This is a genomic window from uncultured Mailhella sp. (assembly GCF_947631555.1).
In the GTDB taxonomy this organism is placed as follows: Bacteria; Desulfobacterota; Desulfovibrionia; order Desulfovibrionales; family Desulfovibrionaceae; genus Mailhella.
On the sequence record NZ_CANRLT010000031.1, the window covers coordinates 1 to 26,119 of the forward strand.

The window sequence follows — 26,119 nt, forward strand, 5'->3', positions numbered from 1 at the left end:
AAGACTCCTTTGCTTTCGTTAAGCCTTAAATAACATAAACTTATAGAAAGTGTCAACTCCTAATTATAACAGAGCCATAATGTATTAAAGGCGCATAACTTTGATGTTAATCTTTTCACATTTAACTGGGATTTGCATGAAAACGCAAAGAATATATCCAATATTTATAAAGGATATTATAAAATAAGGTCTGAAAGAAAATTCATTCATTATTTTTATAAATTGTCTTTTTTTGTCAGTATGCCACATTTTATAAAAAAATATTTTTTAGTATATGCTGCAAAAATAAACAGTAATTCAAAATTTATTGTAAAAAATAAGCAAACTTCTTTTTATTATCTTGATGATAACCGGTTTTTTAATAATTTAAATAATAAAAAAATGACAATTAACAAAAAAAATAAGTTCATGCTTTATCATCTCTGGGGCGCACACCCCCCGTATATACTGAATTCAAAATCTCAACCTGTGAAACACTCAACACGCGAAGAACAGTGTTTAGGTGCGCTTAATATCGTCTTGCACTATATACAGCTGCTCAAAGACAACAACGTCTATGACAAGACGACTATGATCATCATGGCCGATCATGGATCTTATGCGCAACATTTTTCTGCACCACTTTTCTTGGTAAAGCCGGAATTTCATAAGTCGGACACTATTGAGTTTTCTGATGCTTCTCTGTCCTATGAAGATATTCACTCACTTTTTCTCTACTTTTCTGGTCTTTCCAAAGAAATCTCTAATGGTAAAGAAGATATTTTTTGTCGAAAACAGCGCCTCTTTTTCGATTATAAATGGAGTGGATGCATCGATGAAAATCAGAGAACTTTATCAAAATATATAATCACGGGTAGAGCAAACAATAATAAGTCTTGGAAATTTGTAGAATATATACAGGGTCATGACAAAAATGACAATAATTATATTCTTGGTACAGATATTTTTACTACATGGTCAAATCGTCAAACTGTACAGAAATATCGTCTTGGGGGATGGTACTGGCCGGAACGGACACATATTTGGACGCGGGACGCATCTTCTGGGCTTGAATTTTCCGTCAATCACGGCGCAAAGAAGGATCTTCTGTTCAGCGTTGATCTTGTACCCTTTATCAAAAGGGGCAATGCCGCCCAGGAGGTCACCGTTTTTGCCAACGGAAACAAAGTGGCTGAGTGGAATATCCCCACAGGCGGCGTCTATACCGCGCTTATTCCTGCTTCCGTCATGGAAACGGATAAGCTTCATATCCGTTTTGACATCGCTTATCCGGCCAAGCCTGAAAATGAAACAATGGGAGACGGGCTTCCGCGTGTACTCGGTATAGCCGTAAAGCGACTATCCATCGACCTTGCGGACAAGGGGACGGTCAATCACGCTTCTCAAAAAGCCGAGGGGCCAGATTTTTCAAAGACTCCATATTATGAGCTGGGCAAAGCCCTTTCCTTCGGCGAGAAAGATGCGACTGTTAACGCGCGCCACAAAATCAGCGGCTGGTCTTTTCAGGAGCCATTGAACACATGGATGGACGGGAAAAACGCTGAGCTGGCCTTCCGCATCAAGGAAGGCGCTGGCAAGGACCTCACGCTGGAACTGAAAGGGCATCCCTACCTTAAACCCGGTCTTGCCGCCCAGCGCGTAGCCGTGTTCGCCAACGATGTCCCCATAGCCGAATGGAATATGTCCAAAGACGGTGTCTTCACGGCAGAGATTCCCGCAGTGGCGATGAGGTCGGAGCTTCTGTTGCTGCGCTTTGCCATATCCGACCCCGTCAGACCCTGCGAAAACGGCGTCAGTAGCGATATCCGGGAATTGGGTATGGGCGTCACGGAACTTACTCTGCGCGACAGATAGGCCTGGCTCATGGAAACGATGCTGGAGCGGAAAAACGAACGTACCTCTAGCATATTGGATGAGCCGGCTGCGTAAAAATTTTTCACCCTTTATTTTCGGAGATACTATGAAACAACATCCCGCATCCTTCAGGGATCCTGACGGGCAGATCTTTGAGCACGACGGCCGCCTCTTTCGCCGGCTTTCGGCGGAATATGTGCCCGCCTACAGGCATTTTATGGAAAGCGGACTCTATGCGGAGCTGGTGGAAGCCCGGCTGCTCGTCTCTCATACGGAACATTCTGAACCTGATGGGACAATCCTGCTTGAACCCGAGCGCATACCCTGCGTGTCCTGGCCCTACGAATGGAGCTTTGGCCAGCTTCGCGATGCGGCCCTGCTGACGCTTGCCATTCTGGAAAAAGCGCTGGAGCACGGCATGACGCTCAAAGATGCCTCCGCCTATAACGTTACCTTTTATCAGGGCGCTCCTCTCTTTATTGATACGAGTTCCTTCGAATTCTATCACGACGGTCAGCCCTGGCAGGCCTACGGGCAGTTCTGCCAGCATTTCCTTGCACCGCTGGCACTCATGGCAAAAAAGGATCTGCGGCTGAACAGACTGCTTCAGACGTATCTTGACGGCATACCCCTCGATCTGGCAGCCGAACTTTTGCCTGCCAGAACAAAGTTTACGGTTGGACTGGGCATCCATCTCCATGCCCATGCGCGCCTCTGCAAAAAGCATGAAGGGGACAGGCAAAAAGTACAGGCAAGACTTTCCCGCAGGCAGATGGAAAACCTTGTCGCCAGCCTGAAGGACACCGTGCAGTCCCTCACTCTGCCCGTTCAGCAGACAGAATGGGGCGACTACTATAATGATACCAATTATTCTTCAGAACAATTCCTGGAGAAACAGCAGATTCTTCGGGAATGGATACAGGAATGTTCTCCTGCTGTCGTTCTGGACCTTGGCGCCAACGACGGAACCTTCAGCCGTATTGCTGCCGAACGGGCGCAGCTTGTCATCGCGTCGGACATAGATCCTGTCGCCGTCCATAAAAATTATGTCCAGCTTCGCAGACAGAAGGAAACGAAAATACTTCCGCTGCTTCAGGACTGCACTCAGCCCAGCCCCGCACTAGGCTGGAATCTGGAAGAGCGCACCTCCTTTCCGGATCGAATGCGTGCCGATATGGGACTGGCACTGGCGCTTGTTCACCATCTGGCCATAGGCAACAACACTCCTTTTTCACGCATCGTTCCTTTTCTGGCGCGCCTTGCTCCCGTGTGGGTCGTGGAGTTTCCGGAAAAGGACGACTCTCAGGTACAGCGCCTGCTTACCAACAGGAAGGATATTTTTAAAAAGTACTCTCAGGAAGATTTGGAGTCTTCGTTCAAGGGCGTTTTCCATATCCGGAAAACCAGGCGCATCACAGGAACAAAACGGCTGCTCTACCTGCTTGAAGCGGTAACGGGCACAGAGGTCGAGTGATTTTTTATCGTTGGTTAACCTTATTAGACGCAGGGGAAAACGTATGCGTAGAAAGTTTTTCATTCATTGCTGCCTGATGCTTTTCGGCTTGTTCTTTTTGTTTCCGAAAAGTGCCTTTGCCTATATTGATCCTGCCGTAGGCAGCGCGCTCCTTCAAGGCTTGGCAGCAGGATTTTTGTTTATTGCGGTGTTTTGGAGAAGACTCCTGGCAAAAATAAAAAATCTCTTTTCGAAACAGAAAAAGGACTAAACATTGGTTCTGAGCTTCCGCCGGCTGCCTGGCAGGGCCAGGGATACAGCCTTTGTATTGACAGGCAATACGGGCAAACGGCGGAGACACACTCCCGGCTTGCCGGGGAAGCGCTGAATGAACTCTTTTTTCGGGCGGCTCCGTTCGTTCGGGGCCGTCCCGTGTTTTATGCGCAGTCTGCTCCGACACTGTTCCGCCTTCCACTGTGCCATGTTCCAGCGTTAGCCGCTTACGGCAAGTCCTGAAGGAGGGAAGCGTGTCCGGCCTTCTGAACGCTGAAACGCCGCGGCCGCCATACCTGCAGGGCCGCCGGCGGACAGGCTGTTTAAAGTCGTTGCGCCTGAAGTCGAGAAAAGATAGAATTATCCGTCATTGACTTTCAGGCGGTAGGTACATGGCGGACTCGCTCCTTCTCGTCGATATCGGAAACACCTGCATCAAGCTCATGCTTTCCAGACCGGGGGCGCAGGGAACGGTGTGTTCTCTGCCCACGAAGGCTGTCTATACCGTGGACAGCCTGGGGCTGTCCCTGTGCCAGCTTTTTGCCGTGCACGGCGTGGACGTTTCCCAACTGTCCGCGTGCGTGTTCTGCTCGGTGGTGCCCGACGTGGCCGCGCTGTTCCGCCTGGCCTGCGAGCGCTACCTTCACCTTGCGCCGCTGTCCTTTCCCGAGGACTTCAGCATTGACATGGTGAACGGCTATGAACGGCCGCAGGAAGTCGGGGCGGATCGTCTTCTGGCGGCCTTTGCCGCACGCCGTCTCTTTCCTGCGCCGCGCTCGCTCATCTCCGTGGACTTCGGCACGGCCACGACCTTTGACTGCGTGACGGACAACGTTTATCTTGGCGGGCTGATCTGCCCCGGGCTTTTTTCCTCACGCGATGCGCTGGCCTCGGCCACGGCCAGGCTGCCGCGCATCTCTCTGGCCGGGGTGGAGCAGGAAGTCTCCATCGGGAAGAACACGGCCACAAGCATGGCGCAGGGTTTTTTCTTCGGCTTTGCCGCCATGACCGAGGGGCTGTGCGAACGCCTTCGGCGGCAAATGCCCGGTCCCGTCTTCGTGATCGGGACCGGGGGCATTGCCGGAGAGCTTTCGGGCATCTGCCGTGCCTTTGACGCCGTCCGCCCCGACCTCATTCTGGAAGGACTGAAACTGCTCTGGGACGAGCGTTCCCGCAGGAGCTGACCACGACATTCTGTTCTCTTACCCGGACGCCGTCCGGCCATAGCAAGGAGTTTTCCTCATGAACAACAGCACCATCACTTCCGTCTGGGCCCGGGAGATCCTGGATTCCCGCGGCAATCCCACCGTTGAGGTGGAAGTCAGTCTGGAATCCGGGCACGTCGGCCGCGCCGCCGTTCCTTCCGGGGCATCCACCGGCAGCCGTGAAGCGCTGGAGATGCGCGACGGCGACAAGTCCCGCTACAAGGGCAAGGGCGTGACCAAGGCCGTGGAGCATGTGAATGGCGAAATCGCCGAAGCCGTGGTAGGCCTCGATGCGCTGCGTCAGGTGCAGGTGGACAACACCCTCATCGACCTTGACGGCACGGACAACAAGTCCCGCCTCGGTGCCAACGCCATGCTGGGCGTGTCTCTGGCCGTGGCCCGCGCCGCTGCCGAATACCTGGGCCTGCCCCTGTACCAGTATCTGGGCGGCGTGAACGCCAAGATTCTGCCTTCGCCCATGATGAACGTCATCAACGGCGGCGCCCACGCTCCGAACAATCTGGACATTCAGGAATTCATGATCATGCCCGTGGGGGCCAAAAGCTTCGCCGATTCCCTGCGCATGGGCGCGGAGATCTTCCACACCCTGAAGGGCATCCTTGCCAGGGACGGCCACGTCACCTCCGTGGGTGACGAGGGCGGCTTCGCCCCGAACCTCAAGAGCCATGACGAAGCCTTCAGCTACCTCATCAAGGCCATCGAGGCCGCCGGCTACATCCCGGGTTCTGAAGTGGCTCTGGGCATCGACGCCGCTTCTTCCGAATTTTACAAGGACGGCAAGTACATTATCGCCGGCGAAGGACTGGAACTGACCAGCGCCGAAATGGTGGACTGGCTGGAAGACTTCACCCGTCGCTATCCGCTCATCTCCATCGAAGACGGCATGGCTGAAAACGACCGCGAGGGCTGGAAGCTCCTGACCGACCGCCTGGGCGACCACGTCCAGCTTGTGGGCGACGATCTTTTCGTGACCAACCCCGACATCCTCGCGGAAGGCATTGAAGACGGTCTGGCCAACGCCGTGCTCATCAAGGTGAACCAGATCGGCACGCTGACCGAGACCCTCGACACCATCGAGATCGCCAAGAACGCTGGATACGCCACCATCGTTTCCCACCGCTCCGGCGAGACCGAGGACACCTTCATCGCCGACCTTGCCGTGGGTGCCAACGCCGGACAGATCAAGACCGGCTCCATCAGCCGTTCCGACCGCATCGCCAAGTATAATCAGCTGCTCCGCATCGAAGAGGAGCTGGACGACATCAGCTTCTTCTTCGGGCCTGTCCTTGCGGACAACTACGGACTTCTTTCCTCGGAGGAAGACGCCGAATAACGGGAGAGCGGAGGCGGCCCCTCCGCTCCCTTCGCCTGGGTGCGGCGGCTCCGTGCCGGTTCCTGCGGGCTTGTGCGGCAGGGGCGTCTCCGCAGATGTTCCGTGGCCGTTCCCCAGACGTCCCCAGTCCCGCAGTCGTTCAGCAAAAGTTTTCTTGACGTTTGAAACATCAGGTCAGGTTTTTCATGAACAGGATCTTTCGTCTCACCGTGTGCCTTGTGCTCCTGTGCTGCATGGCTGCTCCAGCGCAGTGTGCCGAGGTTTCCGCCGTCCTCAGGAAGGTGCAGGAGGTCTATGCCGGAATGAAGGACTTCCGCGCCGCCTTTGAGCAGAAGCTTTTTCAGCGGGACAGCGGCGTGGAGGAAGTCCGTACCGGCGTCCTGCTCTTCCAGAAACCGCTTCTGGTGCGCTGGGACACGCGCACGCCGCGGCCGGAACTGCTCATGGTCACGGAGCGGGAGATCTGGAATTACCTGCCCGATGAAGAGCTGGCCTACCGCTACCCTCGTGCCATGGCGGAGGACTCGCGCTCGCTGGTGCAGGTCGTCACCGGCCAGAGCGCTCTGGACCGCGATTTTGACGTGGAGTCCGCGCAGGAGGAAGGCGATGGCAGGCTCATCCACCTGCTGCTCAGTCCCAGAGAGCCAACAACGGAACTCACCGAGGCGCAGATCTGGATCGAACCCGAAACCTTCCTCATCCGCAAGGTTGTGATCATGGATTTCTACGGCAACACGAACACCGTGGAGCTGAAGGAAGTAAAGACGAACGCCGGTCTGCGCGCCTCGGATTTTCAGTTCACGCCGCCGCAGGGCACGGAAGTGGAAGACCATGTGGAGCCTTCCCATCCGGCGCGGCGTCCGCTGCTCAACTGAACGCACGCTGCGGGCTGGACTTTTGCAGAAAATCAGGATATAAAGCCCTCGCCTATGGAACAGCAGCACGGCATACTGGTACTTGACAAGCCTGCGGGCCTCAGCTCCGCGCAATGCCTGTCCCGTATCAAACGCCTGGGGCAGAAGAAGATAGGCCATGCCGGGACTCTTGACCCCATGGCCACGGGCGTACTTCTGGTGCTGCTTGGCAGCGCCACCAAGCTTTCCAATTATCTTCTGGAAGGCGGGGAGAAGACCTACGCCGGAACTCTGCGGCTGGGCCTTGTCACCGATACCTGGGATGCCGAGGGTTCCATAGTTTCCGAAATTTCCCTTGAAGCTGGCGCGCTTGCTTCCGGTTCTCTGCTGGAACAGGCCGTGCGCAGGGAAATTGCCGCCTGGCGGGAGGTGACGGAACAGCCCGTTCCGCCGTATTCCGCCGCCAAGCATCAGGGGCAGCCGCTTTACCGGCTGGCCCGCGCCGGCAGGGAAGTGCCGGAAAAGGTGAAGACCATCCATATTTCGCACGCCGAGGTTCAATGGGTGAACCTGCCGGATGTGCGATTCCGGGTAACGTGCAGTTCCGGCTCCTACATTCGGTCCCTGGCCCACAGCTTGGGGATGCGACTTGGGTGCGGAGCCATACTCACGGAACTGACCCGGGAATACAGCCACCCGTTTGGTCTGGATGCCGCCCACACGCTGGACGGAATCCTGGCCGAGCCTGAAAAGCTGCCCCAGCGGGTGATGCCCATACGCGCCGCCCTGCCCGGCTGGAAGATTCTTTCCGCCGGAGCCAGGCAGGAGGCAGATTTGCGCAATGGCATCGCCATGCCCCATCTTCCCGGATTTGGAACGTTCCAGCCGGGAGAACGCGCGCTCATAGAGTCGCGCAGCGGGGAAGCTCTGGCTCTGGCTGAAGCCCGTATGGACAGGGACGTCCCTGTCTGGGCTGTCCTGCGGGGACTTTTTACCCCATAACCTCTGGCCTTTTGCCGGAGAGGAGGATACCGCTGTGGCTATGGATTCCGCTCAGAAGCAGGCCGTCATCGCTCAGTACGCCAAGCACGAAGGCGATACCGGCTCCGCCGAAGTTCAGATCGCGCTGCTCACCGCCCGCATCAACGGGCTGGCCGACCACTTCAAGACCAACAAGAAGGACTTCCACTCCCGTACTGGTCTTCTGAAGCTCGTCGGCAAGCGCCGTAACCTGCTGAACTATCTGAAGAAGACTGACATTCAGTCCTACCGCGCTCTCATCGAGAAGCTCGGTCTGCGCAAGTAGGCGTTCTCAGAGGGCAGGGGGAGCAGGGAAGCCTGTTCCCCCTGCTGTTTCTGAAGCTCTGCCTTTCGTTTCTTTCAACCTTCAACGCGAGGAAGGAGCATCCGCGAAAAGCGGCGAGCCGGTGTTTCCCTTAGGTTCGCCTCTTTTCCCGGAGTCTCCTTCCATTTTGGAGAACACATGGGACTGCTTACTAGTACTCGTGTCACCGCCAGGGCCGGCGGCAGGGAAATTCTGCTGGAAACGGGCCGCGTGGCTCGTCAGGCCAACGGCGCCGTCTGGATCCAGTGCGGGGGCACGGTTGCCCTCGTCACCATCTGTGAAGCTCAGCTGGACACTCCCAGGGACTTTTTCCCGCTCACCGTGGAATACGCCGAGCGCATGTACGCGGCCGGACGCATCCCCGGGAACTTCTTCCGCCGCGAGATCGGCCGCCCCAGCGACCATGAAACACTGGTGGCCCGGCTCATCGACCGCCCCATCCGCCCGCTTTTCCCCAAGGGCTACGGCAATGAAGTCCAGGTGCTGGCCACGGTGATTTCCGCCGATGGCGAGAATGACCCCGACGTGCTGTGCATCACCGCCGCTTCTGCGGCCACCTGCATTTCCTCCATCCCCTTTGCCGGGCCTGTGGCGGGTGCGCGCCTTGGCCGTGTGGACGGGCAGTTCGTGCTGAACCCCACCGCCGAAGAGCTCAAGCGTTCCGACATGGACATCGTGCTGGCCGCTTCCCGCGATGCCGTAGTCATGGTGGAAGGCGAGGCCAAACTGGTCAAGGAACAGGATCTTATCGAGGGCCTGAACTGGGCGCACAAGGCCGTTCAGCCGCTCATCGATGCCCAGGAAGAACTGGTGCGGCTGGCTGGCAAGGCCAAGACCGAATTCGTGCCCAAAGAGGACGATCCCGAACTTTTCGCCTATGTGGAGAAGCTGGCTGTTGAATCCGGCATGGAAGACGCCCTGCGCACCCCGGACAAGCTGCTCCGCAAGGAAGCCCGCAAGGCCGTCAAGGACAAGGTGAAGGCGCTCATGGCCACGGACGAGCGCTACGCCGAAAACGCCGAGGCTCAGGCCGCCATTGGCGAAGTGCTGGAACACCTGGAAAAGAAGCTCGTGCGCCAGCGTGTGCTCACCGAGGGCACCCGCATCGACAACCGCGACACCAAAACCGTGCGCCCCATCGAAATCGAGACTTCCGTCCTGCCCCGTGCCCACGGTTCGGTCATCTTCGCCCGCGGTGAGACCAAGACCATCGCCGTCACCACACTGGGCAGCTCTGCCGACGAACAGAAGGTGGATACGCTGAGCGGCGACGAGAGCAAGCGCTTTATGCTGCACTACAACTTCCCGCCCTTTACCGTGGGCGAAGTGAAGTCCGTGCGCGTATCCCGCCGCGAGATCGGCCACGGGCATCTGGCCGAACGCGCACTCAAGGCCGTTCTGCCTTCTCCCGAATCCTTCCCCTACACCATCCGCGTGGTCTCGGATACGGTGGAGTCCAACGGTTCGTCCTCCATGGCTGCGGTGTGCGGCGGCTGCCTCTCCCTCATGGATGCCGGCGTGCCCATCACCGCTCCGGTGGCGGGCGTGGCCATGGGACTCATCAAGGACGGCGACACCTATACCGTACTCACCGACATCCTGGGCGATGAAGACGCCCTCGGCGATATGGACTTCAAGATCGCCGGGACCGCCGATGGCATCAGCGCCATTCAGATGGACATCAAGATCAACGGCCTGCCCACGGAAGTCATGGCCCGCGCCATGGCTCAGGCCAGGGAAGCCCGCCTGCACATCCTCGGCATCATGGCGCAGGCCATGCCCGCCAGCCGGGAACTTTCTCCCTACGCTCCTCAGCACGAGGAAGTGTTCGTGAACCCCGAAGTCATCCGCATGATCATCGGCCCTGGCGGCAAGAACATCAAGGCCATCACCAGCACCACCGGCGCGGCCATTGATATCGAGGATTCCGGCCGCGTCACCATCTTTGCGCCCACGCAGGCTTCCATGAAGGCCGCAAAGGAAATGGTGCTCTACTACGACCAGCACGCCGAACTTGGAAAGAACTACCTCGCCAAGGTGAAGCGCATCCTGGAGATCGGCGCCATTGTGGAGATTCTGCCCAACCTTGAAGCCCTTGTGCATATTTCCCAGCTGGATACCAGCCGTGTGGAGAAGACCGAGGACGTGGCGCATCTCGGCGAAGACATGATGGTCAAGGTGATCGAGATCAACGGCGACCGTATCCGTGCCAGCCGCAAGGCCGTGCTGCTCGAAGAGCAGGGCGTGGAATGGAAGCCTGAAGACACCAGCCGTCCTCCCCGCCGTGACCGCGGCGAGCGCGGAGAGCGCAGCGAAGGCGACCGCCGCGCCGAGAGACGTGCGGAACGCCGTCCCCGCCGGGAACATCGGGAAGACAACCCCGCGTAAGCCATCCAGCCAGTTTCGGGGCGAAGGGGCGGTCCGCCGTCCCCTCCGCTCCAAGGGGCTGCAGGAAAGGGCGAAGGCCAGGAGGAAGCGGCATGATCCGGCAAGCGACGTTCGATGACATTGCGGCTGTTGAAGCCGCCTGGGACGAACATTTCGCTTATGAAAGGGAGCACGGGGCCGTCACCGTGTTCAGGAAGGGCGTGTACCCTACGCGGGCAGACGCGGAAAAGGCCGTCCGCGCCGGAGCGCTCTACGTCTGCGAACAGGATGGCGAACTCGCAGGGAGCGCCATTGCCAACGAAACGCAGCCGGAAGAATACCGGCGCATTTCATGGAGCAGCCTTGCTGCACCGGATAAGGTCATGGTCATACACCTGATCATGGTGCGCCCGTGCTGGCAGGGGAGGGGGATTGCCTCTTCCTTGATAACGTACCTTCTTGAGCTGGCGGCAAAGCGGGCCTGCACAACGGTTCGCCTGGATACGGGCGCGCAGAATATTCCCGCGCTCTCACTCTATCACAAGCTGGGGTTTCAGACGGTGGCCGGCGCCTCCATGAAGGTTGGAGGCGTCATCGCGCACAGCGGGCACCTGTTCCTTGAAAAACTGCTGTGAAGCGTTTTGGCGGAAAGGAAAGAGAAGATGGACAGCCTGAATTCGTTTTGCACCTGCACGGACGTGGAATGTCCGATGCACCCGGCAAAGACTCATGAGGGCTGCACGCCCTGCATCGTGAAAAATTTAAGGCTGGGCGAAATTCCAAGCTGTTTTTTCAACAAAATACCGGGCGCTGAACGCAGGACGGGGCATAGCTACAGAGATTTTGCCGAAGCTGTCCTGAGCCAGGAAAGCGGTGGCCGCCCGGACTGAGAGAGAAAAAGAGTTTGCTAAAAAGCAGAGCCGCCGTCCCGAAGTTCTTGGGCGGCGGCTTTTGCTGTTCTGCGTCAATCAGCCCTGTTCTTTTTTATACCAGGCCCAGGCGTCGCGGATAATGCGTTCCATGTCGGAGTGTTCCGGTGTCCAGCCCAGCACATCGCGGGCGCGGGAGGCGTCGGCCACGAGGACGGGCGGATCTCCCGGGCGGCGCGGGCCGATGCTGCAGGGCATGGGATAGCCCGTGACCTTTTCGATGGCGTTCAGGATTTCCTTTACGGAAAAGCCTGTTCCCGTCCCCAGATTCATGATGAGTCCCTCGCCCGCTTCGCCCTGGACCAGGCGTTCCATGGCCAGCAGGTGGGCGCGTGCCAGATCCTGCACATGGATGTAGTCACGGACGCAGGTCCCGTCCGGCGTGGGGTAGTCGTCGCCCATCACATGAAAGTCCGGAAGGCGGCCGTCCACGGCCATGAGCGCCCTTGGGATGAGGTGCGTTTCAGGGGAGTGCCTTTCACCGGTTTCGCCTTCGGGGTCGGCACCGGCGGCGTTGAAGTAGCGCAGCGCCGTCCAGGAAAGGTCGTGGGCACGGGCGAAGTCGGCGAGCATACGTTCCATGAACATCTTTGTCTCGCCGTAGGGATTGATGGGATCAGCGGCAGTGTCCTCAGTGATGGGCATACGCTGGGGGATGCCGTACACGGCGGCCGAGCTGGAGACCACGATATTGCGCACACCGCAGTCGCGCATGGCTTCCAGGATGTTCAAAGTTCCCATGACGTTGTTGCGGATGTACTTTCCCGGATGGCGCACTGATTCGCCCACCAGGGAGAACGCGGCGAAATGGATGATCCCGTCAGGCCGCACGGTGTCGAGACAGTCGCGCAGGGACGCGGAGTCGAGACAGTCGCCTTCAAAGAGAGGTCCCCAGCGGACAAGATTCCTGTGGCCGGTTGACAGGTTATCGAAGACGGTGACCTGATGTCCCGCCCGGGCAAGAGCCTTGCTGGTACAGCTGCCGATGTAGCCGGCGCCGCCGATGACGAGGATATTCATGAAACCTCCGAAAAAGTGAGGGAAAGAAGGATTTCAGGAGTGAGCCGGGAAAACTGCGGCACATGGACATTCACCGTCTGAGGGAACGGCAGGCGACCTCCACGGCGATGGCCGCACCGCTGAGGCGGGGTTCGAGCCATTGCCGGAAGGCTCTGCGCACGGATTCGCGGTTCTGGGGCGCTTCCAGCTGCGACAGCATGGCACGGCCGACTTCCTGCGGACTGCGAGCGATGCGGAGCAGGCCGGATTCCTTGAGTGTGGGCTTGTCCGGCCCTTCCTTATGGAGTGCCCAGGTGAAGTTATGGGCGTTCGGGCCGATACAGGGGATGCTGCCTGCCGAGAGCGCTTCCAGAAAGTTCTGCCCGCCTTCTTTAAAGGCTCCGCCCACATAGACGGCCTGTGCCGAGGCGTAAAGCTGGGCGAGGTCCCCGAAGTGATCCCAGAGCAGCACCCGCCCGGCGGGGAGCTGTTCGCCCTGCGGAAATTCAGACCAGAGCAGAGGCCGCATACCGATATCGTCAAGCACTTCCCGCCAGGCGGCCACACGGTGCAGATGGCGCGGAGCGAGGACGATGACGGCTTCGGGATGGCGCTGGAACAGCAGGGGGAATAGTCTCGGCAGGCGTGTTTCATCGCTGCCGCGTAAAGAGGCGAAGAGGAAGACGGGCGTGTCGGGCCGCAGGATGGCAGGCCGAGCTTTGAGCGGCTGGTTCAGGGCATCGAAGGCCTGAGCGAATTTGATGTTGGGCATGACGGACGCGCCGCAGGGGAAGATGCTGGCGAAGGCCTGGCGGTCCTTTTCGGATGTGGCGTGGATACTGCTGGGCGAGAGCGCCTTCATGAGCGGTGAAAACAGGCGGGCAAAGCGTACCGTTGAGTTGGTGATGCGGCCGTTGATGACGTGAACCGGTATGCCAAGTTCGCGGCAGGCGGCCAGAAGCCCTGGCCAAAGCTCTGTCTCCAGCAGCAAAACGGTGGAAGGACCGGCCTGCCGGAGTACGCCGGAAACGATGTCGGGCTGGTCAAAGGGCGCGAAGCGGGCCGAGAGCGCTAGCTGAGGATGCCTGTCCAGCACGGCTTTTTTTTCTTTTTCCACGACGTCGAGACCCTGCCGCGTCCAGGTGGCGACCGTGACCGGGAACGCCGCGGACACGGGCAAAGCCTGACAGATGGCCATGGCGATGCGTGCTTCTCCGCCGGAGGCCGCCTGTATCCAGAGCTCTGCGGGATCAGCCTGCGCGGGGAGTGAACCCATACGCTCTTCCCAGCCGTCGGCAAGGCGTTTGCTTTTCTTGAGGAAAGGCCGTGCCATGCGCCACAGCGCACGATAGATGAGGAAGAACGGACGGGTGAAGAGGGGTTTCATGGCGCTTCTCTTTTTCCCCACTATGCAACAGCAAGGGATGCTATGCAAGCATCGAAGCGGCTTGACTGCTCCGGCCGGCTGCTGTTCATTTCGCCAACTTCAAGCCCGTGCGGTTTATTCTGCCACGGCGTTTCTGTACGCAATGCCCAACCTGCCGTGGCATGGAGGCCAACCCTTTTTCTGACATCTTCCCATCTGCTTTTTCATGCCAGCGAGGTTCGGGATATTCCCGTGTTGGATGCTTTTGTGAAGGTCCTTTTGGCGAAATTTCCGTGTCAGCACACCTAAAACAGTTTGAGCTGTCCGGCTGTTTTTTTCACATGGCGCTCAAGGTGCAGGGCGTGGAAATGCTTCAGCGGCAGGAGCGGCGAGGGTGGCAGCGCCAGCGTGTGGCCGTACAGGGTGCGCTGTGCCGCTGAGGACAGGAACACAGCTTCGGCGGCCCGCGTGATACCCACATAGAGCAGGCGCTGTTCTTCATCCAGTGCGGGCGGCACAAAGTCCGAGGCCTTGCCCAGCAGAGCGTCTACGCCGCGGAAGGGGAGGAGTCCGTCCTCCGCTCCCGGGATGAACACAGCCTTAAATTCCAGCCCCTTGGACGCATGGAGGGTCATAAGCTGCACGCGTTCGGCTTTCCCTTGAACCATGTCGATCTCGCGCCGGAAGGCGACAAAGTCCAGCAGTCCCGGCCAGCCTTTCCGTTCTTTCCATGCCGCGCAGAGTTTTTTGAAGGCTGCGGAGTCTCCGAACAGCGGGTCGAACAGAGACGAGGCCGCGGCGAGTACAGCCTTGGGTCCCTCGTTCCAGACCGGGATCGGAATTTCGTCCAGCGGGTCAGACGGGATGTATTCCTGAGGCACTGGCGCAACAGCGGCGAGCAGAGGGAAACGCTTGGCGTCGAGGAAGGCGGCTTCGCGGCGTTCGTGGTTTTCCTTGTGCAGGCAGTGTGCCGCGGCCAGAAGCAGCCTGTCCGCCTGTTCATCGTTCCAGAAGGCTTCGTTTTCCGGCACGGCGCAGGGAATACCCCGCTGTTCCAGCGCCTTGCGTATGGGCGGCATGAGGGCCTTGATACGGCAGAGAACGGCAATGTCTCCCGGACTGCATGATCCCGATTCCAGATGGCAGCTAGGCAGAGATTCGTGAAGGTCGGCCTGCTGATGCGAAGTCCCTCCGAGAAGCCAGGCTATGCGGTTGGCGATCCAGACAGCCTCCCGTTCGGCACTGGGGACGTTCATCCATTGCAGGGTGGCATCCGTGCCCGTGACCGACGTGAGTGCGCCGCAAGCCCCATGTCCGGCCAGTGCGTCGTGTCCGGCTTCGAGAATGGCCGCTGAGGAGCGGTGACTTTCGGTAAGGCTCAGCACCTTGAGATCGGGCCAGCGGGAGCGCAGAGATTTTTCGATACCGGCGTCTGCACCGCGGAAGCTGTAGATGGACTGGTCGGGGTCGCCGATACCGAAGAAGCCGGAGCCGTCTGCCGGAGCCAGTGCTTCCACAAGCGCTTTCTGGAGCGGGGAGAGGTCCTGTACCTCATCGACGAGCAGATGCCGCCAGGGTTTTGAGGCTCCGTAGTTCCTGCTGCGCAGTTCAGCAAGCCAGGTTTCGGGCAGATCCGTGTAGTCGGCCAGTCTGCGTGTCTTTTTCCACTGCCGGTAGCGTTCACCCAAGGGCGCGAGTTCACTAGGCATATCGAGGACTTCGCGGGCGAGCTGGAGGCGTTCAAAAAGGCGGGACGCTTCTTTGGTATCCAGCGCGGGATTGGCCACAGCAAAGGCTTTTTTTGCCCCTTCTTCCGAGAGGACAACGGGAGCTTCGCCGTCCGGCCAGTGCTTCAGAGCCAGGGCGTGGAGGGTGTCGGTTTCGGGCAGGGCGGCGTCAGCGCCCAGTGCGGCGGACAGGCGGGCGCGCATTTCTTCGGCAGCGCGGCGGGTGAAGGTCACAGCGGCGATCTCCGAAGCCGGGACACCGGAGCGCAAAAGACGTTTCATGCGCCCGATCAGCGTCCGGGTCTTGCCTGCGCCCGGCCCGGCGAGCACCAGCACGGGGCCGGGGCCGGCCTCCAGCGCGGCTTGCTGAGCGGGGGTGAAGCCGCCGGCGGGGCGGGCAGGTACCACCGAAGCCTTTGAATGCTGAGGACGTGCCGGAGCCTCCTTGCGGGAGTCTGCCTGCGGCCGGCGGCGGGCCGCAGGGACACGTTCCAGCAGGGAGGGCGTGTTTTCGTCATCGTGAAAAAGCCGGATGACGCCGTATTCCCCGTCATACCCGGCCTTGCGGATGACTTCGCCTGCGCGCATACGCCGCAGGGCTTCACCCAGTTCAGGCCAGATCTGTCCGGCGTCCTTTTCCGGCAGTTCCTGAAGTATGGTCATTTCAGGCCCGAAGCGCTCGATAAGTTCGGAGCAGCGCCCTTGTACCTTTCGGGATTTGGAGCCGCAGTGCAGCAGCTCGCCGACGATTTCCGGCAGGGGGATGAGTGACTGAAAATCCTTGCCCGGATCTGGCGGAGCCTTGCGGTCAGCCAGTTCCAGCACGCGGTGGAGCACACCCACGGTGAGCGGCTTGCCGCAGACCGGGCAGATATCGCCGCAGGCCATGCTTTCCCCGGGTTCCAGAACCACACCACAGGCACGGTGCCCGTCCAGATGGTACTTGCCTTCCTCCGGGAAAAATTCCAGCGTTCCCAGGCAGCGGGTCTCGCTTTCCTGGCGGCGCAGTGCGGCAAAGATGCCGTCGTAGGAAAGGGGACCTTCAAAGGCCGTGGCCTCACGCGCCAGATTTTCCCCGGAGTGGGCGTCGGAATTGGAAACCATGGTCAGGCGATCCAGATGACTCCAGCAGCGGTTCATGTCGGGGTCGGAGGAAAGTCCTGTTTCGAGGGCAAAAATATGCGATGTGAGGTCGCCGAAGCATTCTTCCAGACTATCGAAGCCGGATTTGGAACCGAAGAGGGCAAACCACGGCGTCCAGATGTGGGCGGGAATCATCGCGGCACGCGGGATTTCCAGCACCATGTCCAGCAGGTCTCTGGAATCCAGGCCGAGTATGGGCCGTCCGTCCGAGGCGAGGTTGCCGATGGTTTCGAGCTTCCGGCAGAGGCGGTCTGCGGACTCAAAATCCGGCACATAGACCAGGTTGTGAATCTTGCGTACTTTGCCGTTCTTCTTGTAGATAGAACTTATCTCTGCTTCCAGCATGAACTGCGGTTCCCGAAAGCGCATACCGGCGAAGGCGGGTGCTTCGCGGGTCATGTCATCGCGGGAGAAGGGGCGCTTCAGGCGGTAAAGGCCCGTGCTTTCGTCCAGCGTGAGCACGTCCTGCAGTTCTCTGCGCCAGGCGGGGTGGGTGAAATCGCCCGTGGCCAGAACGTCTACGCCCTTGACCCCGGCCCAGGCCGCGAGGTGCGGCACGGTGAGACGGCTGCTGGTCGCGCGGGAGAAGCGAGAATGGATGTGGAGATCGGCTCTGAACATGGCAGTCTCTGCAGGAAAAAGTTCAGGGAGAAGTTTTTTCAGGGGTACAGATGCGTTATAACGGGAACGGCGTCCGTGCGCAATGCCGCACGGCGTGAGGAAGTATCATGAGGCTGGATACAGACAGACGTTCGGCACGGGAACGCTTTCCAGCGGGCCTGGAACAGCCGGAAGGCAGCTTTCGGTTCAGCCGTGACGCCCTGCTCCTGGCGGAATTTGCGGCGGAACATCTGCCCGTACGGGGGGCGGCGGCAGACCTTGGCATGGGCTGTGGCGTTGCTGCTCTGGCACTGCTGCTCTCCCGTCCGGAGTGGTCGGCCGTGGGGGTGGAGGTACAGACGGAACTGGCGCTGTGTGCGGCGCGGAATATTCGCCTTCTGGGGTTGGAGGAACGCGCGGCCGTCGTGGAAGGAGATGTTTCGGACATTTTGGCGCTGCGGCACACCCGAGAGGCTCTTGCCGGAATGTGCGGACGGGCGGGGAAGGAACTGCCCCTCTTTGACGCCGTGCTCTGCAATCCTCCCTGGCGTCTCGCGGGAACGGGCCGGACGCCGCCTTCGGACTTGCGCCGCCGGGCGCTTTTCGGATCGCCGCGCACCCTGCCGGATTTTTTTCATGCCGCGGATCTCCTGCTGGTGCAGCGCGGAGTACTCGCCGCGGTCTGCGGGGCGGAACGGCTGGCGGATGCACTGTCCGCCCTGCCCCCGCGCCTGCACCCGGAACTTGTACGGCTGGTCTTCACGCGCAAAGACGCTCCGGCGGCCTTTGTGCTGCTCCTTGCCCGTAAGGGCGGACGGGCCGCTCTGCGGGTGGAGAAGCTGGAAGCGTTTGAGGCTTAGGGAACCAGCGGGCCGAAGTTCAGGCCGCAGTCCACAGGCAGACCGGACATGAGGTTGGCGTTGGCTACGGCTTGCCCGGAAGCGCCGCGGCAGAGGTTGTCGATGGCCGAGGTGACGATGAGGCGGCCCGTGCGGGTATCCACCGTCACGGCGATGTCGCAGAACATGGTTCCACGCACGTTGCGGGTTTCGGGCAGGCGGCCTGCGGGAAGCACGCGAATCCAGGGCTGGTCTTTCCAGAAGTCTTCGTACAGTGCCTGAATGTCGGACTGGGTCAGCGGTGCGCCGAGCTTTGTGTAGATGGTGGCCAGTATGCCCCGGCTGATGGGCAGGAGGTGTGGATTGAAGGACACGGTGACAGGTGTTCCGGCCGCCGCGCTGAGTTCCTGTTCTATTTCCGGGGTATGGCGGTGTTTGCCGCCGATGCCGTAGGGACGGAAGGTGTCGGCCACTTCACAGTACAGCGAGCTGACAACGGCCTTGCGGCCTGCGCCGGTGGTACCGGATTTGGCGTCGATGACAATGCCGTCGGTGTTGATGATGCCGTTTTTGAGGGCTGCGTACAGGCCCAGGATGGACGCCGTGGGATAGCAGCCGGGGTTGGCGATGAGACGTGCGCCGCGGAGCTCATCGGCATAGAGTTCGGGCAGTCCGTAGACGGCTTTGGCAAGGTATTCTTTGCGGGTGTGAGGCTTGTACCACGCTTCGTAGACATCGGCATTGCGCAGGCGGAAATCGGCGGAGAGATCCACGACGTTCACCCCGGCGTCAAAAAGTTCGGCGCCGATCTCCATGGCCACACCGTGAGGAACAGCCAGAAAGACCACGTCGCAGCGGGCGGCAAGGTCGGCAGCTTCGGGTTCGGAGAGAACGACATCGGCTCCGGGCAGGCCCAGAAGGAAGGGATAGATGCTGTCCAGCCTTTTGCCCGCGTCCTGGCGGGAAGTGGCCGCGGTGAGGCGGATTTCGGGATGGGAAGCCAGAATGCGGGCAAGTTCCATACCCGTATAGCCAGTGACGCCGACCAGTCCGGCACGGATCATAGTTGCCTCCGATAAAAAAGGCCGGGGAAAGGCCCGGCCGCTAATGTGAGAGAACATGTTCAGGAGCGGGCCACGAATTTCATCCGAAGTTCGTAGAGGACGTCCCGAAGAAGCGTACTTTCTTCAGGGGTAAGCCCGTTGCGGGTTTTGTCTTCCAGCATGGTGAGTACATCGATGGCGTTGCGGGCCAGCGCTTCATTGCGCTCTGTCCCTCCGGTTTCGGGGTTAGGCACTTCGCCGAGATGAACCAGAGCGGAGGAGGCCAGAGAAAGCACGAAGGTGGAGAAGGTTACTTCGGGCATCAGGGAGCGCTTGCTTTCGTCGGACATGGATACCCCTGGGTGTTGTCGTTATTCCTGATAGTTGGGGGCGGCGTGAACCTTGGTGGTGTCCAGCGGGAACATGTACAGCGCGCTGCGGGTCTTCAGGCCGGTGCTGACGCCTGCATAGGCGTTGACGCCCACAACCAGGTCAAGAGTGCCGTCGTTGTTCACATCAGCAAGGGTGACGTCACACACCGTGCCCTTGATACGGCGGGTCTTCCAAAGCAGTTCCATGCCCATGCCATCCCAGAGCAGAGCGTGGATCTCGCCCTGAGGATAGGTGCGGTAGTTGTTGAAGACCTTGCCGGCCGCAGTGACAGGCTTGTTGAGGATCAGCTCATGGCGTCCATCGCGGTCCAGATCCGTGGCGATCATGCGCATGGGGACATAGTGAAGAAGAAGGTCGGTAGGGTCGGCTTCCAGAGCGCCGATGCTGCGGTCGCCAACGATGTAGACGGAGTTGCCGCTATAGATGTCTTCGCTGGTGGAAAGTAGATTGCCCTTTGCGTCATACGTTGCCAGCCGTTCACTTTCTTCAATGAGGGCCACGTGGTCGCCGCGCTTGTCTTTGTCGGCGGGGAGCCAGGTGAAGTTGAAGACGTTGGCCTTGGAAGGCAGGCCGGCCAGGCGGCCTCCGCGTACAAGGCGATCACCTTCGATGCGCATTTCGGTAATGGGGCCGTGAACCATCTTACCCTTGTCGGATTCCTGGCCTATCAGTACGGGCGTGTACAGAGGCGGGAGCGGCACAACGTTCAGATAGCGCCGGACATGGGCGATAAGCGGCGTGAATTTGCCGTTCTGGAAGACCAGTATCTGGGACTGGGCTTCGCGTTCCTCATCATCCGTCCCCGAGAGGACGATGTAGGTTTTGCCGTTATCTTTCAGTATGCGTACGAGTACTGGTTCCATGGCCGCAGGCAGGCGGTACTCGGCGATCTGGGCGAGGCGGTTTTCCTTGTTCCAGGTATAGGCATAGAGATAGTCGGGGGCGAGCATGAGCACTTCGCTGCGTCCATCGCCGTTGATGTCGCCGACTTCGATGCCGCGGCACTCGAAATTCTGCATCTGGCTGCGCACCTGGGCCATTTCATCTGCAGTACCCTGATAGCGCAGGGACGGGTTCAGATAAGCGGCTCCACCCGGAGTACGGCCTGTGTCGTTCATGAGAAAAGCGCTGTTCGGTGCTCCGGCCCCGGCGGCAGCGGAAGCGCTGCGGGTAACATCGCGGCGGCCGAACACTTCAATGTTGACGCTGTCGGCCACATCCTGCATGTTGTTGATGAGGCTGTTCATGGGAGTGCTGGAGGCCTTCTTCCACTCCTTCCCATTGGGAGAAAGAGCGCTTACGTCCACGCTGGCCTGATCGCCCATGACGCTGACCGTGCCCCAGATGAGATAGTCCGCCCCGTATTTCTTTGCCAGGGCCGAGGCCGCACCGGAGGAGGCAGGGGCCTTGTCCTGCAGGAGTGCATCCTGACGGCTGACGGGTTCAAACTGTCCCTGAAGAAAGAGGCGGGACGAAAGCATGGACGGGATAGCCTGACCGAGGTAGGAATAGCCCTGTGGCCCGGCGACCTTGAAGGGTGCAACGGCGTAGGTCGCAGCCTGGGCGCAGGCCTGCATCAGCAGAAAGAAAAAGGCGAACGCCCATACGGCGGGCAGAAGACGTCTGGACATAAAAAACTCCTTGAAGGATGTTGTATGCACTTTACACGTTCTTTCTTCAAACGGCAACAGCCGCACCCTTGTCTTTTTACGGCGGGACTGAGCGTCCTGCCTTTTTAATCATTCCAGGCCTATGACCATTCGACGTTCTTTTCGTTTTACCTGTACGCCGGAAGAGATCCCTGCGGCAGAGGAACTGCTGCGGCTTCAGGGATTCATCTTCGAACCTGATCCCTTTTTCGCTCCGGCCCGCCGTCTCCTGAACGGCCCGTTCCCTCTGGGAAACAGTGTGGCCGCCGCGTTCGGTCTCATCTATATTCAGGACAGGGCCTCCATGCTTCCCCCGCTGGCCCTGCGCCCTCCCCGAGGGGTTTCAGTGCTGGACATGTGTTCCAGTCCCGGCAGCAAAACCGGCGAACTGGCGTGGCTGGTTGGTGCTGAAGGCATGGTGCTGGGCAACGAACCTTCGCCGGTGCGTCTGGCCAACCTGCGGCGCAATCTCGCGGCGATGGGACTTATGCAGGTTGTGACCTGCTGCCAGAGCGGCGAGCGCATGCCTCTGCCCGATGCCTCCTGGGACTGGATACAGCTCGATCCGCCCTGTTCCGGATGGGGAACCGTGGAGAAGCACCCAAGGGTCATGGACATCTGGAAGGACGGAAAAGTGGAGCCTCTCATACGCCTTCAGAAGGACCTGTTGCGCGAAGCCGTGCGTCTCTTGCGTCCGGGCGGCGTGGTGGTCTACTCCACCTGTACCACGGACGTGGCAGAGAACGAGGCTCAGGTGCTGTTCGCCTGCGAGGAACTGGGGCTGGAGGTGGAAGCGCTGGGAGATATGCCGGACTTTGACTTCGAGGAGCCGCAGGGCTGCGAGGGCGTGTGGCGTCTGCACCCCAGGGCCGGGGATACGCAGGGCTTTTTCGTGGCACGGCTGCGTAAACCGGGCACATCTTCAGAGCCATTCCCTTATACAGACGATCCGGTACAGGCCGAAGCTGTGGATGAAGCGCGTCTGTGCGGACAGGGCGTTGATCCTGCACGGCTCTCCGGCGTGGTGGGCGTGTTCGGCGGCAGTCTCCACGCCTTGCCCCTTCAGGCGCTTGCGCTTCTGCCGGACGCCCTGCACTGGCAGGGGCTGTACATGGGCAAAATCGGGAAAAACGGTGAAATCCGTCTCTCTCCCCGCCTCCGTCTGGAAGGCCCGGGAGCGCATGTGAATCTGGAGGGTGCAGAGGGGCTGCAGCGCATCACAGGGTTGCTTCAGGGGCAGAGCCTGCCTCTGCCTTCCGGGATGCCTGTGGAAGCGCGCACGGCCCTTTTGCGTTGGAACGGACTGCCGCTCTGCCGTCTCAATATCAAGAACAAGCGTCTGCTCTGGTCGGAACGCTAGGCCGGGCGGACTTCAGCCGTGGAGCCGGTCGATGGCGGCCAGAGCTTCGCAAAGCACGGCCTCGGGGGAGCGGCGGGCGTCGAGGATGCAGAAGCGTTCCGGCCAGCGCGCTGCGCGTTCCAGAAAGCCCTGGCGGATGCGCTGATGGAAGGCCAGAGCTTCGGACTCGAAGCGCCCTTCAGATTCTTCCCTATGGGTCAGGCCGTTGCGGGCGCGGGCGCGAGCCAGCCCCTCTTCGGCGGGCAGGTCGAGGAGCAGGGTGAGATCCGGCCAGAGTCCGCCGGAGGCCCAGTCGTTGAGCCTCTGCAGTGCATCCTTGTCCATGCCCCGTCCGCAGCCCTGATAGGCGATGGTGGAGTCGGAATAACGGTCGCAGAGTACCCATTCCCCGCGTTCAAGCGCCGGGCGTATGACCTCGGCCACATGCTGGGCGCGGTCGGCCAGAAACAGAAGGAGTTCGGCGCGGTTGTTCATGGTCTGCGCTCTCTGGAGCAGGAGCGGGCGGATCTGGAGACCCAGGGGGCAGCCCCCCGGCTCGCGGGTGCACAGGCAGGTCAGGCCTCGTGCTTTGAGTGCCTCGGCGAGGAGGCGGATGAGCGTGCTTTTGCCCGCGCCTTCTCCACCTTCTACAGTAAGGAACATTGGCGCTCCTTTTCAAGAGGTGCTTTTTTTCTGTCTTGAGAAGATCCCGCATTTTGTATTCCCGGTGTACGGGCGGCACGGCACAGAGCGCGCCCCAGAAGCGGAATATAGGGCGTCCAGACCATGGTTTCGCCGCCTTCGGGGAAGAGACTGCGGCACTGGCCCAGTCTGGCGTCCAGAAGGTCGGCACAGTGCAGGGCGAAAGCCTCGGCCGTAGAGGGAACACGAGCCGTTCCGTACTCCGGCTCCCCATGATGACTGGCGATGAGATGCTTGAAGTGCATGACAAGCTCAGGTTCCAGTCCGGATTTTTGCAGGAAGGGTTCCAGCAGGATGAGTCCCTGGACGATGTGCCCGAGCAGTTTGCCTTCGTCGGTGTAGTCCGTGTCCAGAAGACCGTGCATTTCGTCAATCTTTCCGATGTCGTGCAGCAGTGCCGCGGCCAGCAGGGTCTGGCGGTCCAGCTCCGGATAGTGATCGGCCATGAGCATACAAAGTCTGGCCACGGAAAGGAGGTGCTCCAGCAGACCGCCTGCGTAGGCGTGGTGTACGGAACGCGCCGCCGGAGCCTGAAGCAGCAGGGGGCGGAGGCGCTTGTCGCTGAGTACCGAACGCAGGAGCTTGCGCCATGGACGATGGGTGAGGACTTCGTCGCACAGGGCTTCAATGTCGGCCAGCATGTCTTCGGCGGGGCGCGCGCTGGTCTTCACATAGTCGTTCAGCGGCAGAGCAGCCGTTTCCTCTTCGGTCAGGATGCGCAGGTCATCCAAGGTAAACTGGAGCTGGTCGCGGTACAGGGAGACTCGCCCCTCCGCTTCCACCACCTGCCCGGGGGAAAGGCTGGGGAAGGATTGGCTCAGCGGACTCCAGATTTTGGCTTCCATGAGGCCCGATGCATCTTTCAGTTCCAGCCGCCAGTAAGGGCCGTTGCGGGACTGCTGGAGCGAGGCCGTATGGATAATGTAGATGTCGCGGATTTCATCGCCTGCGCCAAGGGAGTTGATATTTCTATGTTCTGTCATGAATCAGCCTTGTAGGAGAGGAAAGAACGCCCGTCGCCGTTGGACACGACCGGCTCTGGAGTACTTTTAAAAACAGGCGGCAACCGATGGAATGCAGTCTGCTTTTTTGACCTTCAACCATTCCGCGCCCCTTGTCAACGAAATCTGCCGGAGGTTCCAGCCCCTTCTCAGCAGCGCGCCTGATCTCAGCGTCATTAGCTAGGAGCCGGTCAAAGACGCCTCTGATGTCTTCGTTGAGCGTCACGCCCTTGAAATAAGGATTGTCCGTGACAGACTTGTATATTCGCATGAGCCAGCGCTTGAACCGCGAGAAGGCACCTTCCAGATTGGCAGAAGGAGCTTTGCCCTCACGCAGGTACAGTTCCATGGCCTTGGCAAACTTTTCATTCGCCTGCACCATCCTGGGGTCGCTGAGATTGGAAAGGTTATCCCCTTCTTTCAGCCCAAGGTACTCCCTGATCTTCTGGTAGTCGGCGCGCAGCTTGTCATCGGCCAGGCCCATTTCCATCAGGTGTTCCATTTCGGAAAGAGCGATGTGCCCGGTCTCGTGCAGCAGGGTGGACAAGTTCGCGTTTTGCAGGAGCTGGATGGTGTACTCGTGCCCCTTGGCAATTTCCACAAATCCCCGCGCCTGGCGAGCGGCGGTGTTGTCGTGGAACTGCCTCCCCTCGCCTGTCCTATTTCGGTTGTCCTGATACAGGATGTTCGGATTGTTCGGGTCGAACGTGCCCTTATTTTGCGTAGATTTAATTTGTTCAGGGAACCATGCCACATAAATCTTGCCGCCTTCCCCGCCTCTATCGCGATAGCCATTAGCAAAAAAGCAGTCATAACCAGTAACAGCGTGTACTGCATCAAGAGTAAACTCCTTACTCCCGCTGGTATTTGCCAGCTCAGAAACTTGATCCAGTGCTGTATCATTTTCCCATAGTATGTTGGCAGCTTCATTCAAACATCTGTCTAATGACATACTATAGGTGTCTGCATAATTTGCAAGGAATCCATCTCTATAATCTGTAATTTCATCAGGATACTGTTCAATTTCCTTTTCAACTACCGCCTTGATAATTTTTTTCAAAACGTTTTTGCTGAATTTTTTTTGCTTCAAGGGCATGGGTTTCCTGATATTCAGATACCCTTCAATAAGAAAACCGCCCTTATCCTGATACCCCTGCGCGATGTTTTTATCCGAGGTAAAATAGAAACCATAGCCTTCGGCTGAAGCATGTCTGCCTATGAACTTGTAATCAAAAGTGAAGCCATCCGAGATGTCTGCGCCTGTGCCGCCATGATACACCACGAGCGGCTCGCCGTTTTCATCCACAACCTTGGAAGCGTTCTTAGGATCGTTTTCCCAGTCACCGAACCACGCCTTGAACTCCGGCGTCCGCACCTGAAGCCATTGCTGTTCCGTCAGTTTGGTCGGCTGGCCGTTCGGAGCCTTCATCCAGGCGTCCGTGCCCTCGTACTGCCGCCGCACCGCTTCCACGCTTTCAGAGGCCGCCGGGACACTCTGGAAAAAAGTCGTTTCGAGAATATCACTTTAATAATGATAAAAGTTCATCGATCTTGCCATTAACGCGAAATCGCTGAAACAACGCCAGAGATTTATTCAACATATCCAGGGAACGCGTGACGATTTGGGTTCTACGTCTGAATCGTCCAAGCCAGTGACGCTGCAAGGCATTGTTTTGTTCTATTT

At 59.1% G+C, this 26,119-nt stretch carries 22 protein-coding genes; 13 read left to right on the plus strand and 9 right to left on the minus strand.

Features of this window, described 5'->3' with window-relative positions; translation table 11 throughout:
• Positions 1–132 precede the first annotated feature (132 nt).
• From Q0Z94_RS05920 to Q0Z94_RS05970, 11 genes are all read left to right on the plus strand, one after another.
• Positions 133–1,854: a hypothetical protein gene (locus Q0Z94_RS05920; RefSeq protein WP_298068098.1), complete on the plus strand. Its 1,722-nt coding sequence runs from the start codon at positions 133–135 to the stop codon at positions 1,852–1,854.
• Positions 1,855–1,960: 106 nt separating this feature from the next.
• Complete coding sequence (locus tag Q0Z94_RS05925) at positions 1,961–3,328, plus strand: class I SAM-dependent methyltransferase (RefSeq protein ID WP_298068099.1); 1,368 nt, start codon at positions 1,961–1,963, stop codon at positions 3,326–3,328.
• Between the two features lie 43 nt (positions 3,329–3,371).
• Positions 3,372–3,578, plus strand: a complete 207-nt coding sequence (locus Q0Z94_RS05930; RefSeq protein ID WP_298068100.1) for a hypothetical protein — start codon at positions 3,372–3,374, stop codon at positions 3,576–3,578.
• A gap of 394 nt (positions 3,579–3,972) precedes the next feature.
• Positions 3,973–4,764 carry a type III pantothenate kinase gene (locus Q0Z94_RS05935; protein WP_298068101.1) on the plus strand — a complete coding sequence of 264 codons (792 nt, stop codon included), beginning with the start codon at positions 3,973–3,975 and terminating at the stop codon, positions 4,762–4,764.
• Between the two features lie 58 nt (positions 4,765–4,822).
• Positions 4,823–6,139, plus strand: a complete 1,317-nt coding sequence (eno, locus tag Q0Z94_RS05940) for a phosphopyruvate hydratase (protein ID WP_298068102.1) — start codon at positions 4,823–4,825, stop codon at positions 6,137–6,139.
• A 185-nt stretch (positions 6,140–6,324) separates the two neighbouring features.
• Positions 6,325–7,014: an outer-membrane lipoprotein carrier protein LolA gene (locus tag Q0Z94_RS05945; RefSeq protein WP_298068103.1), complete on the plus strand. Its 690-nt coding sequence runs from the start codon at positions 6,325–6,327 to the stop codon at positions 7,012–7,014.
• 54 nt (positions 7,015–7,068) lie between these two features.
• Positions 7,069–7,995: a tRNA pseudouridine(55) synthase TruB gene (truB, locus tag Q0Z94_RS05950; RefSeq protein ID WP_298068104.1), complete on the plus strand. Its 927-nt coding sequence runs from the start codon at positions 7,069–7,071 to the stop codon at positions 7,993–7,995.
• 34 nt (positions 7,996–8,029) lie between these two features.
• A complete protein-coding gene (gene rpsO / locus Q0Z94_RS05955; protein ID WP_366517578.1) occupies positions 8,030–8,299 on the plus strand; it encodes a 30S ribosomal protein S15 in 270 nt (89 codons plus the stop codon).
• Positions 8,300–8,476: 177 nt separating this feature from the next.
• Positions 8,477–10,726, plus strand: a complete 2,250-nt coding sequence (gene pnp / locus Q0Z94_RS05960; RefSeq protein ID WP_298068105.1) for a polyribonucleotide nucleotidyltransferase — start codon at positions 8,477–8,479, stop codon at positions 10,724–10,726.
• A gap of 92 nt (positions 10,727–10,818) precedes the next feature.
• Positions 10,819–11,340 (plus strand): GNAT family N-acetyltransferase, encoded by a 522-nt coding sequence (locus Q0Z94_RS05965; protein ID WP_298068106.1) that lies wholly within the window; start codon positions 10,819–10,821, stop codon positions 11,338–11,340.
• A 27-nt stretch (positions 11,341–11,367) separates the two neighbouring features.
• Entirely contained in the window at positions 11,368–11,595 is a 228-nt protein-coding gene (locus Q0Z94_RS05970) for a DUF6485 family protein (RefSeq protein WP_298068107.1), read from the plus strand.
• Between the two features lie 78 nt (positions 11,596–11,673).
• On the opposite strand, the gene galE is transcribed toward Q0Z94_RS05970, so the two are convergent.
• From galE to Q0Z94_RS05985, 3 genes are all read right to left on the minus strand, one after another.
• Positions 11,674–12,654: a UDP-glucose 4-epimerase GalE gene (galE, locus tag Q0Z94_RS05975; protein WP_298068108.1), complete on the minus strand. Its 981-nt coding sequence runs from the start codon at positions 12,652–12,654 to the stop codon at positions 11,674–11,676.
• A gap of 70 nt (positions 12,655–12,724) precedes the next feature.
• Entirely contained in the window at positions 12,725–14,020 is a 1,296-nt protein-coding gene (locus Q0Z94_RS05980; RefSeq protein WP_298068109.1) for a glycosyltransferase N-terminal domain-containing protein, read from the minus strand.
• Positions 14,021–14,304: 284 nt separating this feature from the next.
• On the minus strand, positions 14,305–17,490 hold the full coding sequence (locus Q0Z94_RS05985) for a UvrD-helicase domain-containing protein (RefSeq protein ID WP_298068110.1): 3,186 nt from the start codon (positions 17,488–17,490) through the stop codon (positions 14,305–14,307).
• Positions 17,491–17,597: 107 nt separating this feature from the next.
• Here Q0Z94_RS05985 and Q0Z94_RS05990 point away from each other — a divergent pair, with 107 nt between their 5' ends.
• On the plus strand, positions 17,598–18,329 hold the full coding sequence (locus Q0Z94_RS05990; RefSeq protein ID WP_298068111.1) for a methyltransferase: 732 nt from the start codon (positions 17,598–17,600) through the stop codon (positions 18,327–18,329).
• Here Q0Z94_RS05990 and argC read toward each other — a convergent pair.
• The 3 genes from argC to Q0Z94_RS06005 are packed head-to-tail and all read right to left on the minus strand — an operon-like array spanning position 18,326 to position 21,375.
• Positions 18,326–19,372: an N-acetyl-gamma-glutamyl-phosphate reductase gene (gene argC / locus Q0Z94_RS05995; protein WP_298068112.1), complete on the minus strand. Its 1,047-nt coding sequence runs from the start codon at positions 19,370–19,372 to the stop codon at positions 18,326–18,328. The two genes, Q0Z94_RS05990 and argC, sit on opposite strands and share 4 nt — an antisense overlap.
• Positions 19,373–19,431: 59 nt before the next feature.
• Positions 19,432–19,701: a DUF1844 domain-containing protein gene (locus Q0Z94_RS06000; RefSeq protein ID WP_298068113.1), complete on the minus strand. Its 270-nt coding sequence runs from the start codon at positions 19,699–19,701 to the stop codon at positions 19,432–19,434.
• A gap of 21 nt (positions 19,702–19,722) precedes the next feature.
• Positions 19,723–21,375: a VCBS repeat-containing protein gene (locus tag Q0Z94_RS06005; protein ID WP_298068114.1), complete on the minus strand. Its 1,653-nt coding sequence runs from the start codon at positions 21,373–21,375 to the stop codon at positions 19,723–19,725.
• A 121-nt stretch (positions 21,376–21,496) separates the two neighbouring features.
• On the opposite strand from Q0Z94_RS06005, the gene Q0Z94_RS06010 reads away from it, so the two are divergent.
• Complete coding sequence (locus Q0Z94_RS06010) at positions 21,497–22,753, plus strand: RsmB/NOP family class I SAM-dependent RNA methyltransferase (RefSeq protein WP_298068115.1); 1,257 nt, start codon at positions 21,497–21,499, stop codon at positions 22,751–22,753.
• A gap of 12 nt (positions 22,754–22,765) precedes the next feature.
• Here Q0Z94_RS06010 and tmk read toward each other — a convergent pair whose 3' ends face one another.
• Genes tmk through Q0Z94_RS06025 form a run of 3 tightly spaced genes read right to left on the minus strand, consistent with a single transcriptional unit; the run spans position 22,766 to position 25,864 of the window.
• On the minus strand, positions 22,766–23,395 hold the full coding sequence (gene tmk, locus Q0Z94_RS06015; protein ID WP_298068116.1) for a dTMP kinase: 630 nt from the start codon (positions 23,393–23,395) through the stop codon (positions 22,766–22,768).
• Entirely contained in the window at positions 23,380–24,417 is a 1,038-nt protein-coding gene (locus Q0Z94_RS06020; protein ID WP_298068117.1) for an HD domain-containing protein, read from the minus strand. Before Q0Z94_RS06020 ends, tmk begins: the two co-directional genes overlap by 16 nt.
• Positions 24,404–25,864: a hypothetical protein gene (locus Q0Z94_RS06025; protein WP_298068118.1), complete on the minus strand. Its 1,461-nt coding sequence runs from the start codon at positions 25,862–25,864 to the stop codon at positions 24,404–24,406. Before Q0Z94_RS06025 ends, Q0Z94_RS06020 begins: the two co-directional genes overlap by 14 nt.
• Positions 25,865–26,119 lie beyond the last annotated feature (255 nt).

Coding starts and splice junctions, on each gene's coding strand:
- Q0Z94_RS05925 (WP_298068099.1), top strand. CDS start 1,961: ATGAAACAACATCCCGCATCCTTCAGGGATCCTGACGGGCAGATCTTT.
- Q0Z94_RS05930 (WP_298068100.1), top strand. CDS start 3,372: ATGCGTAGAAAGTTTTTCATTCATTGCTGCCTGATGCTTTTCGGCTTG.
- Q0Z94_RS05935 (WP_298068101.1), top strand. CDS start 3,973: ATGGCGGACTCGCTCCTTCTCGTCGATATCGGAAACACCTGCATCAAG.
- eno (WP_298068102.1), top strand. CDS start 4,823: ATGAACAACAGCACCATCACTTCCGTCTGGGCCCGGGAGATCCTGGAT.
- Q0Z94_RS05945 (WP_298068103.1), top strand. CDS start 6,325: ATGAACAGGATCTTTCGTCTCACCGTGTGCCTTGTGCTCCTGTGCTGC.
- truB (WP_298068104.1), top strand. CDS start 7,069: ATGGAACAGCAGCACGGCATACTGGTACTTGACAAGCCTGCGGGCCTC.
- pnp (WP_298068105.1), top strand. CDS start 8,477: ATGGGACTGCTTACTAGTACTCGTGTCACCGCCAGGGCCGGCGGCAGG.
- Q0Z94_RS05965 (WP_298068106.1), top strand. CDS start 10,819: ATGATCCGGCAAGCGACGTTCGATGACATTGCGGCTGTTGAAGCCGCC.
- Q0Z94_RS05970 (WP_298068107.1), top strand. CDS start 11,368: ATGGACAGCCTGAATTCGTTTTGCACCTGCACGGACGTGGAATGTCCG.
- galE (WP_298068108.1), bottom strand. CDS start 12,654: ATGAATATCCTCGTCATCGGCGGCGCCGGCTACATCGGCAGCTGTACC.
- Q0Z94_RS05980 (WP_298068109.1), bottom strand. CDS start 14,020: ATGAAACCCCTCTTCACCCGTCCGTTCTTCCTCATCTATCGTGCGCTG.
- Q0Z94_RS05985 (WP_298068110.1), bottom strand. CDS start 17,490: ATGTTCAGAGCCGATCTCCACATCCATTCTCGCTTCTCCCGCGCGACC.
- Q0Z94_RS05990 (WP_298068111.1), top strand. CDS start 17,598: ATGAGGCTGGATACAGACAGACGTTCGGCACGGGAACGCTTTCCAGCG.
- argC (WP_298068112.1), bottom strand. CDS start 19,372: ATGATCCGTGCCGGACTGGTCGGCGTCACTGGCTATACGGGTATGGAA.
- Q0Z94_RS06000 (WP_298068113.1), bottom strand. CDS start 19,701: ATGTCCGACGAAAGCAAGCGCTCCCTGATGCCCGAAGTAACCTTCTCC.
- Q0Z94_RS06005 (WP_298068114.1), bottom strand. CDS start 21,375: ATGTCCAGACGTCTTCTGCCCGCCGTATGGGCGTTCGCCTTTTTCTTT.
- Q0Z94_RS06010 (WP_298068115.1), top strand. CDS start 21,497: ATGACCATTCGACGTTCTTTTCGTTTTACCTGTACGCCGGAAGAGATC.
- tmk (WP_298068116.1), bottom strand. CDS start 23,395: ATGTTCCTTACTGTAGAAGGTGGAGAAGGCGCGGGCAAAAGCACGCTC.
- Q0Z94_RS06020 (WP_298068117.1), bottom strand. CDS start 24,417: ATGACAGAACATAGAAATATCAACTCCCTTGGCGCAGGCGATGAAATC.
- Q0Z94_RS06025 (WP_298068118.1), bottom strand. CDS start 25,864: ATGAAGGCTCCGAACGGCCAGCCGACCAAACTGACGGAACAGCAATGG.